Origin of the sequence: Bacillus sp. FJAT-27225, assembly GCF_001685025.1 — a bacterium.
GTDB lineage: Bacteria > Bacillota > Bacilli > Bacillales > Cytobacillaceae > Bacillus_D.
Map to the genome: position 1 here is coordinate 715,374 of NZ_MAYU01000021.1, position 14,372 is coordinate 729,745.

Here is a 14,372-nt window from a genome sequence, read left to right on the forward strand (position 1 = left end):
AACACTAGAAATAGACTCATATTAGCTTGGTAAACACAGGGGCGAGCAGTATGAATAAACTGCTCGCCCCTTCCTTCTATAAGCATTTAATATAAATAAATTAATTTTCCTCCACGACTTCCTTTCCAGCTAGTGCCAGTGACAATTCAAGATGATAATCTAGTTTTTCACCTGGCTCTAAAAAACATAACGTCCCTCTTTCTCTTTCTTTTACTCTGCCCTCGACATAACAATTGGATGGTTCAATCCCTAAAACATTCATTCCTTCTGCATTGGCTTTCCATTGTACCAATTTAGGGAGTGTTTTAGCAGACCAGGTTAAGGTAGCGGTTAAAGGCATTTTTTCATTTAATAATGGAAACGTTGGATTCGTAATCGACACAGTTGTGTTACCTCTAACATCCACATTAAGATTTTCATGATAATAGACTTTTTCCCTGCTATTGTTCGCCGGTTTTTCCCAGCGCTGATAATCTGCCAGAGAAGTGTCTGAATCTCTTGGAGTTACTTTATTAGAAGGAAAATCGATAAAAGTCTCTTCATTCATGAATGGAAATCCAAAATTAAAATGATATAGAATCATATGTGGAGCAGGTTCAAAACCTTTATTTTCAACAATATCTCTAATAGTGAGGCGATTTTCTCCCGCGAAACTTGTAATTTCTCTTTTCATCTGGAGATTAACACCGAATATAGAGGTCTCTTCCATTACAGCGGAAGCCTTTAAAACATAGTCATTTTCTACCCATTCTGCACTTGTACAAATGTTTTTCGCTGGAATATGATGAATGTTCCCATGTAAGCCGAGTTCTTCATCACCATCCTTACAAGGGGAACCTACTTGGGTGAGCCCGCATGTCATTAATAATCCTCCAGCAGCAGTTTTGAGCCATCCCTTTCCTTGTTGCTGAAAATATCCTGGATGAGCAGGCCCATTGGGAGAAAGCCATGACAAACTGTTACCTGCAAATTCAGCAGAAACAATATCAAATCCTCTTGAAGGGGAAATATAATACGTAAGTCCAGCTCCAGTTCTAACCTGGATTAATTCAGTTCCAGCTTCTTTGCCCTCCGTATATTTCAGTCTGGCAATCCCGCCAATTTGGTCCATTTTTCCGACAAGAGATTCTAATTCCCGCTTAATCCATCTTTTCCCATAAAGTTTCATTCGGGCACACTACTACACTTCGTTTTCCGCTACAGGAATCCGTACGATTCGCGGGTCAGTGAACACATCGGCCTCGTCGCTGCTTGTACTTGAGAATTCCGAAATGATTGCACCTTCATCTCCTGCCTGGAACCAATGGAGCGTATTAGGTGGAATGGTAAATTGCTCTCCGGGATTTAATTCGATCTCGTGAAAGACGGTATAATATTGTTCACTGCCCTTCGGTACTGTTGCCTTAATGGCTTCTGTCTTTGGCCCCTCAATATATAGCCAAACCTTACCTGACCTGCAGCGGAAAGTTTCCATTTTGCCGGGATTATTTTCTATTGGGGGATGGCGATGTTCCGGACAAGTTTGTCCTGCAAACAAGACTAAATCTTTCGCACAATAACGATCAGTATTAATGTAGGTGAAAAGCTGCAAACCTTGGGTAGTCAGTTCATTTAATCCAAAATCGGCAACTTCCACTTTCTCCTTTTCCTGGTCAGTAAGCAGGATCCCGGCATTTTCAAGAACTTCGATTGTTTTTTTGCGTGCCTCGCTCTTTTTCATAAATTTTCCCTCCAATCAAATAGGGTGGTTATAAAATTTATCCATAATTCCTAAGTAATTACCGTCACGAAACGTAAAACACTCCAAATTCACTTTCGGCTCCAATCTGTTCCAGCCATTGCGAATTCTTTTTTCGACAGATTCCCAGTCCGGTATATTACTGGTTGCATCTGCTTCCTCTACACAAAAGGCACCAACCGCACATGCATATTCGGCTGTTTTTTCCGGCGGCAATCCCTTAATGATTCCTCCTAAAAACCCTGCGATCGTACTATCACCTGCACCTGTGGTACCCTTTACGTTCACATCAAAACAAGGGGCAATGAATTCCCGGCCCAGCCAATTAATTACATTCGAGTTTTCGCCAATGCTTGCCAACTTTAGGCGATTTTCATCACGCGTCGTTTTTACATACAGTCCTGAATCCCCCAGCTTAATCGCAACGATGGCTGCCCCAAACTCAATAAGTTTATCTGCCAAAGCCGCTAACGTTTCCTGATTTACAATCGTCTGCTGTTTCTCCCTAAATAGCGTTAACATGGCCGAATCCATCATAAATAAAATTTCTTCCAGGCTCGGTAAAAAAATATCGGCAAAAGGCAGGGTTTCCTGTAAAAATGCTTTCCAATCAATTCGGCCTGCCTCTGAATCAGGATCAGGGAGTGCCATATCAAGTGAGGTTGTCATTTGGTTATTTTTCATTTTCTGAAAGAGGTCTTTTACCTCTTTTCCGTTATTTTCGTACATCTTTTTCATTAAAGGCGGATAGCCAAAATGAAAAAAGGAATAGCTTTGAATTTGCGAATCATCTATGTCTAAGGCTGAAAACGTATCATTTGCACCGGGACAATGCAGAAATATCCGATCCGATCCTGGTGGATTCAGGACGACTGAATAGGAAGTAACAGAATCGGGATCAACAATCATTCCAGAGCTCAAAGCGGGGTTTTCTGTTTCCAATCTATTAATTATTTCTGCACCAAACGAATCTTCGCCGATTTTCCCTATCAATCTAGTATCAAAACCCAACCGATGAAGAGCCAATCCTGTATTTGAAACCGCTCCTCCAGTTGTCATTAAAGGAGGACCAACATGATATAAGCTTCCTGGTAATAAAGATACTTTTTCTTCAGTTGTAAATGGCGGAATAACATCCAGGCAGATATGTCCGGCTACAATTACTTTTTTTGTCATTTAATGAACAACCTCGGTTTTATTTAAGTGAATCGTCTCTCCCGTTTTATTGGAGCGGAGGGCTGCCGTGAATAGTTGGTGACTTAGCTTTGTCATTTCTGGTGTTGCGCAATAAAATGATTGTTCCTTTTTATCTCTACTTGCAAGTTCATCGCAAAAAGCCGCCCACATTTGTATAATTGAATCCGAGAAACCAAATTCAAAAATGGGGCCTGTAATCGTTTCAAAGGCAGATTTGTACGGGACATCTTCAACACGCCATGCCTGTGATCCGCTTGAATCATATGGCAGATAACGTACCTGCTTTGGATATTTTGTTGAAAACTCAGCCGAAAAGGATGTTCCCGAAATTCGTATAAACCAAGTGTTTGCATGGCCTGGTGCTATTCGCTTCATGGACAAAATCATCGGAAAGGACTGATTCCCAGTTTCGACATCACAAGCTAAAATCGCGTTATCCCACGTTTCGCAAGGCACCATTCTTCCTTCGTGATTTGGCCTCTCCGTAACGATATTCGATAATAATGCCCTAACCGACTTGGGCATCCAGCCGAATGTAAATGGCAGATGGACAACATGCATACCAAGGTCTCCCATGCAGCCGTATTCTCCATTTGTCTCTACTATCCGCTTCCAATTAATTGGTTTATTCGGGTTTAAATCGCTGCTATGGTAAAATCCTGCTTCCACCTCAATAATCGTTCCGAACTTCTCTTCCTTCACCCAATCAGCAATTTGGAGTGCACCTGGAAAAAATGGGAATTCCGAAGAACATCGAACAACAACGTTTGGATGATTCCCGATCACTGTTAGTATTTCTTCATTTGCCTGTTGGTCAATCCCAAAGGGCTTTTCCCCCAGTAAATGCTTTCCCGACTCGATAATATCGATATACATTTGTTTATGAAGGTGGTGGGGTACTGCACAATAAACAGCATCGATTTCATCGCATTCCAGCAATTCCTTATAATTAGTTGTTTGAATCCGTACCGATGGGATATGATCATGAAACCATTTCAGCGCATTTTCATTGGCATCACAGACTCCGACAATTTCAGGTTTAACAGCCATATTTTGAAGATGGCACCAACGGGCAGCTGCACTGGCAAATTCACGTCCCATTAATCCACAGCCAATGATTCCGAATCGAATAACCTGTTGCATTTTTATTATTCCCCTCTCAAAATCGACATGGCCATGTCTGGATCTGCCTCTTGATGGACAATTGCCATAAATGCTTTTGTCATTAATGCCGGATTAGGATGCTGGACAACATTCCGTCCATAAACAATTCCGTTTGCCCCCTGTTGCATAAGCTCATAGGTACGGGAGAGGATTTCTTCATCAGCAGCTCTTCCGCCGCCTCTAGGCAAAACCGGTTTGCCGGAAGCTGCTTCAATCACTAAATGATAATCTTCCAGATTGTCACAAGGGTCTGCTTTGATAATATCTGCTCCCAATTCAACCCCTTGGCGGACGAGCGGAATAATTTTTTCTTTATCCCCATCCACCATATATCCGCCGCTAATTTCGTTTGGCAGCATCACTAAAGGCTCAACCATTAAAGGCATCCCGTACTTTTCACATTCGGGTTTTATTTTGCAAATATTATCGATACATTGGTGATAGATTTCCGGCTGTTCAGGGATAAGAAATAAATTGACCACCACACAGGCTGCATCCAGGGCCAGCGCCTGTTCAACGGGCCGTTCTATCAATTGGCTAAACAGGTATCTGGGCAATTGTTTACCATATACATTCGCAATATCAGTACGAAGTACGAGTGAAGGCTTTTCTTTACCTGGAATCGCTTGTAAAAGCTTTGCTTGCCCGGGACTTAACTGAATCGCATCAGGATTGGATTTTACAATGACTTCTATAGCATCTTTCATATTTTCTATTCCTGCCAGGAATGAAAATTCATTAAACATACCGTGATCTATTGCCACATTAAAACATTTTCCATCCTCGGCAAATAACCGATTGAACCTAGGCAATATTGACATCATCAACTCTCCTTTATTGAACTTGAAAAAGCGATTTTAAACGTTTTAATTTCATATGGCTTAACAAGGACATTCATTGTGCCCGTTTCCTGTATATCTCCAATTGGATTTTCGAGCAAATCGCATTCCTGCCATGAAAGAATGGGTCTCTCACTGTTCAGTTCAACAACCTCTCTTCCTCCGGAGAAATCATGTATTCTTATCAGAACGGAATTGTTATCCTCGGCCTTTTTCAAGGCATCTATCATGATATTTTCATTTGGAGTCGTAAATAATGAAAGCTGTTCTGCTTCCATTTTCCGTTGATAACTTGTTAAAGGTTGGTTTAATGACCAGGCTTCCTGAACAGTACGTCCTTCATACCAATCTCCTTCATGCGGATAAAGTGAGTACGTAAACGTGTGGTTTCCGATATCGGCGTAAGGATCCGGATAGGTACTGGTCTTGATCAGTGTTAACCGCATAACATTGTCTTTTATGTCATAGCCATATTTGCAATCATTCAGCAAACTGACTCCATACCCTTTCTCTGATAAGTCCGCCCATTGATGGCCAACCGACTCAAATCGGGCCCAGTCCCAGCTTGTATTCCAGTGTGCAGGTCTTTTAACATTGCCGAATTGGATGTCATAGGTAGCTTCGGTTGCACGGATTTGAACTGGAAAAGCTGCTTTTACCAGTTTTTGAGGCTCCTGCCAATCAGCGTTTGTTTCAAAATCAATTCTGGTCGAGTCAGCATATAGCCGCATTTGTTGTTCTATGGTGGAATTTTTGTATTTCCAAGTAAACGCTACGGCAATGGACAGCGGACCCTCCTCGACTACCTGGCAGCTGACAAGGTCCGTGATTTCCTCCATTTTTTGCTGATAAAATATGTCAATGTCCCATGCGTCCCACCTGACGGGCTTATCCTCAAAAACTTGAAGAATATTACCTCGTTCATGTTCAGGAATAACCTCCCGTTTGTGTTTTTTATCATACAGTTTTTCAATTTGGCCATGGCGATTCCATTTGATATCCAGCAGCGGTGTTTCAATCCTGTTTTCACCAATAACAAAAGGGCAATCCTGTGGAACCGGGTGTTCCTCCTGTTCAAAATAAATGGTCGTATATCCAACCGAAGGGACAGTTACCCGAATCTGCCATTCATTCTTCACCAATTGTGATTCAAGGATTTCACCTCTGATATCCATCCACTTTCCCCTGGTGTTCGCCAGTGTTTTAGGAATTTTCACGATTTCGTTTCGTTCCCATGGAGCACTATTAAATACTGTGTACACTTCATTTTCATTTTGTTTAAATGCCGTCCAAATCTCATTTGCGATTTTGGCTGCTTCCTGATATTCCAATCTGCTATCTTCATAAACCTCCCTTATCGAGGAGCCAGGAATGATATCATGGAATTGATTACGGAGAATAATCTTCCAGCCTTCTTCGAGCTGCTTCTGCGGATAGTTGCTCCAGCTAGTTGCCAGAACGCTTTCGAGCACACTTGTCCATTCGACTTCGCGATACAACAGCTCCAATTTCCGATTCATCCGCTTATTATAAGCCTGACTCGTATAGGTTCCGCGGTGGTACTCTAAATAAAGCTCTCCATCCCATGTGTGGACATATTCATCTGTATCGCTTACCGTTTGATGAAGGGTTTCAAAATACTCATCTGCACGGCTCTGTTTCACATGCGGCAGTCCAGGGATTTTGTCAAGACGCCTTCTCATTTCAAGCATTTCCCGGTTAACGCCACCACCGCCATCCCCATAGCCATAGGAAAGTAGAAGGTCTTGATTAAACCGCTTATCACGATATGTGTCCCATATCCCTTTTACCGTTTTCGCCGCAATGTGGCCGTTATAGTCATATCTCCATTCACTATTCCCATTGATATAAGGAGTGGTAATAAAATGGGATAATACTTCCGTGCCGTCTATTCCACGCCACCGAAAAGTATCATGCGGCATTCGATTGTATCGATTCCAGCTGATTTTCGTTGTCAGGAATGTATCGATTCCCGATTTCTTCAGAATTTGCGGTAAAGCCCAGCTGTATCCAAACACATCCGGAAGCCATAAATACCGGGAAGTATGTCCAAATTCCTCTTTCATGAACCTTGTTCCATAGAGGATTTGACGAACGAGCGACTCTCCAGAAGGGATATTGCAATCGGCCTCAAGCCACATCCCTCCATCAATCTCCCAACGCCCTTCCTTAATCCGTTTCTTTATTTGCTCATAAATATCAGGGTAATCAGATTTAATATAGTCATATAGCTGCGGTTGGGACTGCAGGAACAAATAATCCGGATACTTCTCCATTAGCCGCAGGACAGTAGAAAACGAGCGGGCAGCCTTTTCTCTCGTATGTTTTAAACGCCATAACCAGGCAACATCAATATGTGTATGCCCAATACAGTGAACGGTGACTGGATGGGTTTTTTCAAGATTGGCCAGCTCATCATGAATTTTCACTGAAGCGATTTTCATGGATTCATAGAATTCCTCTGATCCCGGTTTTGACCAATTTACCGACTTGAACACCCTATCCAAAGCATTCAATAGCTGAAAATATTCAGGTTGGTTTTTATCCAATACATGAAGGGTTTCAATTATTGCTCTGCTCGTAAAATAAAAGTCATCTGTGGCTGGGTCCAGCCATGCAAGCAGGGCTGTTTTAAATTGATGCTCCTGCACTTGCGGTTCCCCGCCGCCTTCAAGCCCTGACCATAAACGAAAATCCAAGTCGATGTTTTTTCCGATATGTTCCTGCCCAAAAAACACTTCCTGATGATTCATATCAACACCCTGATAGGGAATCTTGTTAACATACAGAAGCGATTCAAAGCCTGAATTCGTACAAAAGTCTGTTTTGCCGAAATCGAATAAGCCTATAATTTCTTTGTCTGACCAGTTTTCCGGGATGGTTATTTGGGTTTTCAGCCAAATATATTGGTCTCGCCCTCTCCAATAATCCCCGATCCTCATTTCTTTCCATACACCCTTTACCGGCGGCCGCTCCCCTACGTTCCCATCTTCATCCTCCTGCACGAGAAAAGAACCGATAGTAATAGGGTCCCGATACCGGAATAAAGAAAGTTCATGCACCTGTTTGGTTAGCTTTTCCTCTGTAAAAAACATGTCCGCCCGTCTCCTCATTTTCCTAATCTACTAACCTATTTATCTTAATAGCCTGCGCATCCGCCTGCAGCGTATCCATTGTGGCATCTAAAATCGCCTGATGGGTGATGCTATGGGCGTTCCCTTCTATCCGGTAAATGAAATCCGCGGCTAAGCCTGAATCAGGTTGCTGCAGCGCTATTTTCTGTAACGCTTCCTGATGGCTTCCATACAATAAAAGGCTCTGTTTTTCAATAAATGGATCTCCTTGCAGCCTAAGTTCTGCACAACCCTCCGTACCGGTTATAAAAACTCTGCCATCTCCCCAGGTCCAACTTGATGAAGGGGTATGCCAATCAGCATAGAGCTGGACAGGCAGCCTGTTAGTAAGCAGTACGGAAAAAGAAGCCACATCATAAAAATCCTCATATTCCGGCAGAATATTTTTGGTCATATACCCATTGATTTTTGTTGCCTCCATCCCGGTAAGCCATCGAAGAAGGTCAAAATCATGGATCAAAAGGTCAACAACAATCCCCCCGGATAAGGATTTTGAAAAAAACCAGGGCTCCCGTTTCGCTTTCCCTAAACGATGCGGTTTTTTTACCGATATATGGGTAATGTCTCCAAACCGTCTTTCATCCATTAATCTCTTAAGTGTTTGAAAAACGGGCTGAAAACGTTCAGTGAGCATCATGCCAACTTGAATATGGTTCCTTGACATTACCCGTTCCAAACGTTCATATTGTTCAAAGCTAGTCACAATAGGCTTATCTGCCATAATATGAATTCTATGTTTCTCACACCATTCAACTACATCGATTTTCCTGGAATTTATATCGGAACAAACAACAATATCCAAGTTTTCAGGCAAAAGGTCGTTCAGACTTCCAAACGATTTCACTAAGTATTTATTTGTAATTGTGTCCCGATACGAACTATTTTCAGATTCATAGATTCCTGCAAATTGATGGCCTAACTTTATCATTTCATCGATGAACTCGAGTATATGAAAATGGCGGCACCCTACAACAGCAAATCGGTATGGTTTCACTTTTTGCTCCTTATGTAACTACGTTTCTTTTAATATGGCTCAAAATTCCTTCTTTCGAATACCATGGGTCATTCTTGTCTACTGGAAAGGTGACAGATTGATTGATGCTGGCTGATTTATAAATACCTGTAACCAATTCAATACTTTTTCTGGCCTCCACACCGTTTACAACAGGTTCCCGGTTATTTTTAATCGCGGAAATCATATCCGAAATCGGTGCAAAGTGATCGTCCCTGCCTGCCGGAATTTCCTCGCCTTTCATTTTCAAGGCCTGGAAGCCTTCGTGATCAAGGACGGGGAAACCCCCAGGAGTTTCAGAAACGGCATGAAAAGCCATCGGCCATTCGATTGCTTTTGTTTTTCCTGAGAGGCTAATCTTGACTCCGTTGTTCACTGAGTTGATAGTAGCCAGAATATGAACTCTTACCCCTGCCTCAAATTCAATCACTGCAGTGATAAAATCCTCCACTTCCACATGATGAGAAATGGTATCCATTTCGGCTTTCACGGATTTTACCCCGCCCAGCAGGTCAAGTAATAAATCGAGAGGATGAATGGCCTGAGTCATTAAGATCCCGCCGCCTTCCTTTTCCCATGTGCCTCTCCAATCCTTTTTGTAATAGGCATCCCCGCGCCAATAAAGTCCTTGCATTTGAGCAAATACAATTTCCCCGAGCATTCCGCTTTTTACAATATGCCTGACCCGTTTGAAGTCCTCGCCAAAACGAAGCTGGAGAGTCACACAAAGCTTTCTGTTAAAATGTACTGCCGCGTCAATCATGGCATCACAATCCGCCAGGGACGGAGCGAAAGGCTTTTCACAAATGACGTGCTTTCCTTTAGATAATGCCTCGATGACTTGTTCTTTATGAAGGAATGGCGGCGTGCAAATCGATACTACCCCGATATCTTCCCGCTTTAAAAGTGAGCCGATATCATCATACATATCAATGTGCCCGGGAATTTCTCCAGCCAGCTTCTCTGCACTCCCTGGCTGAATATCTGCCACCGCCCTAATTGTGCAATCCTTCTCCAGTTCCAGGTAGGCTTTAACGTGGGCCATTGAGACGGCTCCGCATCCGATGATTCCTACTCCAATCTTCTGTTCAGCCATCCTTACCCCTCATCTTGATTGGTTTTATACTGAATGAATGCGTTCAAAAGAAAAACCCTCAACAGTTATCTGGAATGGTTTGTTTAACTTTTTATTAAACAGTTCTATTTTCACCTTAGACCCGGAATGATTTAAAACCAGGAGATGATTGGATTGAACATGGATTTCTACATTCATATGTTCAAAATCCTTTGAAGAGAGTACCCATTCACTGACATAGTACCCGCTTTGATAACCTTGAAGGGTGGTTTCCCATCTGTACATTCGCTGGCCTAGTTTATTGACACCTTCGAAAATATAGATCGACTCCTTTGTTATGAGTGTACGCCCACTTACCCAGGCAGGAGCCTTATTGAAATTGATATAAATTAAATAATCCTTAATTATCAGCAGTTGTGTATTTTCGGTTTCGCACGTTAAAAAGTCATGATTTTTATGGGCCTGCCTCGTTTCCTCAATGGTTTGGTTCGGCATGGCCAAGACAACAAACGGCTCGAGTGTGCCAGGCGTTGTCAGCCTATCCGGATCCATATCATTTAAGATCAGCTGGTCTTCAATGCCTTTCCACCGGTCATATTGATGCCGATTGATATAGGTCACTCCGTGTGACCCTTTTAAGATAAAGCCAATTTTCGAATCCAGGTTTACATAGTCTGGGGCTTTCCAGCTCTTTTTCCTATCCGGTACCGCTGCCAGATACCCATCGAAGGTTTCCTCCGTTTCAGGCAAATAGAGCGTCCGTTTGCCTGGAGCTAAATCAGGCATTCCTTTGTAGTTTTCATTTCTTACACCAATAATCCCTGTAGCAGCCCTCTCCAAATCACAGTCTTTAAGGACCTTCACCTTTTCATAATAGGCGGTATATCCGTTCGGCAAGGAAACAACGGCCACCTCCTGGGCAATCTCATCATCTCCCCTTAAGATTACGCCCGTGGCGCCAAAGCCATTTTCATATTGATGAATCCGGCATTCGTCCATATGCCTGATGGATTCCTGATTCGATAGTGCTTTAACAGCCTTTGTCTGTTTGAACGTAAACATACCGGTATAGCTATGGAAGAGCGGAGTGATATTCCACAAGCCTTGCTCAGGTAAAGTTAATAAAGTGACATTGTTTCGCCAGCTGAAGCTCGTAAAAGCATCCTTTGTCCGGTTTATTATGCTGCATCCAAAAGGATAATAATGGACCCCGGCCAGCTCATCAGCCAGTTCTTGATACCGGGCTGGCTCCGCTTCATCACCGCCAAAAATATGTAATAAATAGGAGTTTACTAAGTCAAGGGCAGAACCCGGTTCGAAATCCTTTGATGATTGGGCATGTACAGGATTAAATACATATTCTTCTTCCTCCAATAAACAGCCGGATGGATTGCTCATCTGTATTTTCTCAATGGTCTCCAAGCATCGCCTTTCAAACAGTGCAGCTGATTTGTTCTTATGGACCACGTTCAATACTGCATGGGTAAATTGACGTTCATGATGCCGGTTATACCACCAATCCTGGCCCTGGATCGGAACGGCAAGGCCATCGAATTGCGCCCAGATTTTAACCGTTTTTTCATACAGTTTCTCATTATTAAAAATCGCACTCGAATTGACTGGTTCTCCGCTCATATATGCTAAAATGGCGTGAACGGCACGCAAATTGATTCCTGCACAAAGATAGCTTGGATGAACAAAGGCATGATTTTCTGTCGTGTAATCCGGCAGGAAGTTGATCGTTTTAATTTCATGATTATCTGTTTTTTCAATAAGGCCTGACCTTGACGTCAAACGGTCCCAAGAGGTTGTAATTGTATTGATTCCCCAATTAACAAAGCCGTCCTTCCAGCGCTCATGATGCGGATGTTCCGGAAACAATGCAACTGCTGCGGCAAGCCCCGCTGTGGTCCATGCATCCTCTTCACATTGTGTATCATAAAAACTGCCGCTTCTTGGCGGTTCTTCACAAAAACGGTCAGCATAACTAGAAACCACATTTTGGACGAGAGTTTTTGTTTCATCATCCAAGTCATCCCAAAGCAGCCAGGCGGCAGTTGCAAAAGAAGAAATAGATCGTCCATTTTGGCTGGCCATAAAGAAATGGTCATCTTTACCGCCCCATTTTTTCCCGGCAGTATAGTGATTTCGTCCATTCACCCGTATACAATCTTCTGGTCCAGTATCGTGAGTAAAGCCCATGTAACGAATCGCTTTTATCGCTTTTTCCTTTAATTCATCCCTATCAATCCCGGTGACTTCACGGCTGTATTCACCTAGCTTTGCAGCTACAGCAAATACAAGAGCCGTGGACGCGCTTTCAGAGCTATACCAGAAATCACCGCCAAAAAAATGTCCTGTATCCGGGCGCACATCCCACTCCCTGAATTCCTTATTGGCGTATGGAATCCACTTCAGTAATACATGATAAAACCTTCTGGACATTTCATTTTCTTTGGCCCGGTTCCAGTCAATCTGTTGAATTTTCCACACTTGCCCCTCAAGAGCTGAGTTCATGCTTTTTCACATCCTTATGACACACGGCCTTTATGCACGGAATGCCAAAAACCACTTCAGTTTCAGAATATTGGGCTTCATTATCATGATGGAGTGGAATGTAAACAATGAAATCGTGTATGGTCCCATCCGCATCAAACTCTACCTGGCCATCCGTAACGCTCGTAATAGTGATGGATCTTTTTAACCGTTCCCACTTGTTTACTTCATTTCCTGTCCAAAATTCAAATTGCCGTTTTTTCATTTCCTCAACTACTTTAAAAAAGGCCTCGCGTACTTTTTCATTTCTATGCAAATGAATTTGGTGAAATAAGAAATGGGCTACACCATCCACATTTTTCACCGTTTCCAGGAATGGCACGATGATTGAGGTATCACCCCATTTACCTGTATTGATGTCGGGTGTTAAGAAGGGTAGTTCAACAACATCGTAAAACCGGTTGTGATCGGTCCCCCATGCAATCGGAAAATAAGGGTGGCAGGTACCAAAAGTAAAACCCAAATTACCTTTTTTACTAGGACCAACGGTTTGGTCGGATTTGATTCCACATTGTTCACACCATTCGAACAGTTCTCCCCATCCTTCATACCTGGTTAAATGATTTTTATTGGAAACAATCTCTACACCAGGCAAATCCTTTTGCATTCGGGAAAATTGCTGCTTGAATTCCTCCTCGCCCCAGAAGCCATCGTCTACATCAACAGCATTATAATGAAAGGCCAGTTCATGGCCATCCGCTTTTACCCTTTGATAGACGTCCTGGCTATATCCGGGAACCATCATGCACCATGTTGATCTGACACCAGCTTCTTTTAAGAGACGGAGAGTCGTATAGGCATGTTCATCCTCGTTATAATCACTATCATGGGAAATGACGGCTACACCTTTTACTCCCTCAGGCCAATACCAAACAAACGGCAAGGTCAATTCTTTCGCCAAACTCAGTTCTACTAAATAGTGAACAAATACTTCTTTCCAGAGGTCCGCATAAGGATAGGCAAAATAAGGCTGGTTGGTTTCGGTTCGTTGCCGGTCGTGCTCCCAATCCATCTCACACATATCATCCACTTTTAGCACATAATCATTAATTTCCGCTGTTCCGTCCGGGGCCGGTGTACCGTCATGAAATAGAGGCTGCCCTCCCTGTTGGAGCCTTACGACAGTTTCTGCTATGTCAACCGTACACCTTGAGAAGATACCCTTTTCCAGAGGAAACTGTTGAAATAGCGGTGCTTGACTGTTCAGTAGGCTGCCTGTTTGTTTTTCTGCAGTATTTTCCCCCGCAGCAGAATGCCACGGTTTTGCTTTTAAATAACGGAGCTTTTTGTATTTTTCCTGGTCATACGAGGCATACCCTGCGCCGAGTGTTTCTCCCTTGCGGAAACCGAAATATGGTGCCAGCTGGTCAAGATTTGCAAGGGATAAAACCGCGCCGCCCTTTTTTACAAAATCAAGTATTTTCTCGCCAACAGCCTTAGTATCTGGAACAAAGGCTGCGATAATGATATCGAATTGCCCGGAGTCCAGATGCTCACCGCTCGTAACCATTTCATATGGAATCCTCAACCTGCCTAAAATGTCTTTCAGATACGTTGCAAATACATTTTGGCCATAGCTCCAATACCGTTTAGATAAGTCTTCATCTATATATAAACCTAGTCTTGCTAGTTTCAT

General features: G+C 42.9%; 10 protein-coding genes. All 10 read right to left on the reverse strand.

Annotation, left to right across the window (positions count from 1 at the left end):
- Positions 1–100 precede the first annotated feature (100 nt).
- From A8F94_RS15315 to A8F94_RS15360, 10 genes are read right to left on the reverse strand one after another with little or no spacing between them, the layout of a single operon-like run.
- Positions 101–1,168, reverse strand: coding sequence for an aldose 1-epimerase family protein (locus A8F94_RS15315; RefSeq protein WP_066202156.1), 1,068 nt, complete (start codon positions 1,166–1,168; stop codon positions 101–103).
- Between the two features lie 12 nt (positions 1,169–1,180).
- Complete coding sequence (locus tag A8F94_RS15320; protein ID WP_066202158.1) at positions 1,181–1,720, reverse strand: D-lyxose/D-mannose family sugar isomerase; 540 nt, start codon at positions 1,718–1,720, stop codon at positions 1,181–1,183.
- Positions 1,721–1,735: 15 nt separating this feature from the next.
- Complete coding sequence (locus tag A8F94_RS15325) at positions 1,736–2,914, reverse strand: carbohydrate kinase family protein (RefSeq protein ID WP_066202160.1); 1,179 nt, start codon at positions 2,912–2,914, stop codon at positions 1,736–1,738.
- The gene (locus tag A8F94_RS15330) at positions 2,915–4,078 is read right to left on the reverse strand and encodes a Gfo/Idh/MocA family protein (RefSeq protein WP_066202162.1); all 1,164 of its coding nucleotides are present in this window, start codon (positions 4,076–4,078) and stop codon (positions 2,915–2,917) included.
- 5 nt (positions 4,079–4,083) lie between these two features.
- On the reverse strand, positions 4,084–4,920 hold the full coding sequence (locus tag A8F94_RS15335) for a class I fructose-bisphosphate aldolase (protein WP_139070100.1): 837 nt from the start codon (positions 4,918–4,920) through the stop codon (positions 4,084–4,086).
- 2 nt (positions 4,921–4,922) lie between these two features.
- Positions 4,923–8,054: an alpha-mannosidase gene (locus A8F94_RS15340; protein ID WP_066202166.1), complete on the reverse strand. Its 3,132-nt coding sequence runs from the start codon at positions 8,052–8,054 to the stop codon at positions 4,923–4,925.
- A gap of 22 nt (positions 8,055–8,076) precedes the next feature.
- Positions 8,077–9,087 carry a Gfo/Idh/MocA family protein gene (locus A8F94_RS15345; protein WP_066202169.1) on the reverse strand — a complete coding sequence of 337 codons (1,011 nt, stop codon included), beginning with the start codon at positions 9,085–9,087 and terminating at the stop codon, positions 8,077–8,079.
- A 10-nt stretch (positions 9,088–9,097) separates the two neighbouring features.
- Positions 9,098–10,201 (reverse strand): Gfo/Idh/MocA family protein, encoded by a 1,104-nt coding sequence (locus tag A8F94_RS15350; protein ID WP_066202171.1) that lies wholly within the window; start codon positions 10,199–10,201, stop codon positions 9,098–9,100.
- A 24-nt stretch (positions 10,202–10,225) separates the two neighbouring features.
- Entirely contained in the window at positions 10,226–12,697 is a 2,472-nt protein-coding gene (locus A8F94_RS15355; RefSeq protein ID WP_066202173.1) for a hypothetical protein, read from the reverse strand.
- Positions 12,681–14,372, reverse strand: a complete 1,692-nt coding sequence (locus tag A8F94_RS15360) for a hypothetical protein (protein WP_066202175.1) — start codon at positions 14,370–14,372, stop codon at positions 12,681–12,683. Before A8F94_RS15360 ends, A8F94_RS15355 begins: the two co-directional genes overlap by 17 nt.

What these genes read in the sequence shown, in the direction of transcription:
- A8F94_RS15355 (WP_066202173.1), bottom strand. Translation starts at nt 12,697, where the DNA reads ATGAACTCAGCTCTTGAGGGGCAAGTGTGGAAAATTCAACAGATTGAC.
- A8F94_RS15330 (WP_066202162.1), bottom strand. Translation starts at nt 4,078, where the DNA reads ATGCAACAGGTTATTCGATTCGGAATCATTGGCTGTGGATTAATGGGA.
- A8F94_RS15350 (WP_066202171.1), bottom strand. Translation starts at nt 10,201, where the DNA reads ATGGCTGAACAGAAGATTGGAGTAGGAATCATCGGATGCGGAGCCGTC.
- A8F94_RS15340 (WP_066202166.1), bottom strand. Translation starts at nt 8,054, where the DNA reads ATGTTTTTTACAGAGGAAAAGCTAACCAAACAGGTGCATGAACTTTCT.
- A8F94_RS15335 (WP_139070100.1), bottom strand. Translation starts at nt 4,920, where the DNA reads ATGTCAATATTGCCTAGGTTCAATCGGTTATTTGCCGAGGATGGAAAA.
- A8F94_RS15360 (WP_066202175.1), bottom strand. Translation starts at nt 14,372, where the DNA reads ATGAAACTAGCAAGACTAGGTTTATATATAGATGAAGACTTATCTAAA.
- A8F94_RS15320 (WP_066202158.1), bottom strand. Translation starts at nt 1,720, where the DNA reads ATGAAAAAGAGCGAGGCACGCAAAAAAACAATCGAAGTTCTTGAAAAT.
- A8F94_RS15315 (WP_066202156.1), bottom strand. Translation starts at nt 1,168, where the DNA reads ATGAAACTTTATGGGAAAAGATGGATTAAGCGGGAATTAGAATCTCTT.
- A8F94_RS15325 (WP_066202160.1), bottom strand. Translation starts at nt 2,914, where the DNA reads ATGACAAAAAAAGTAATTGTAGCCGGACATATCTGCCTGGATGTTATT.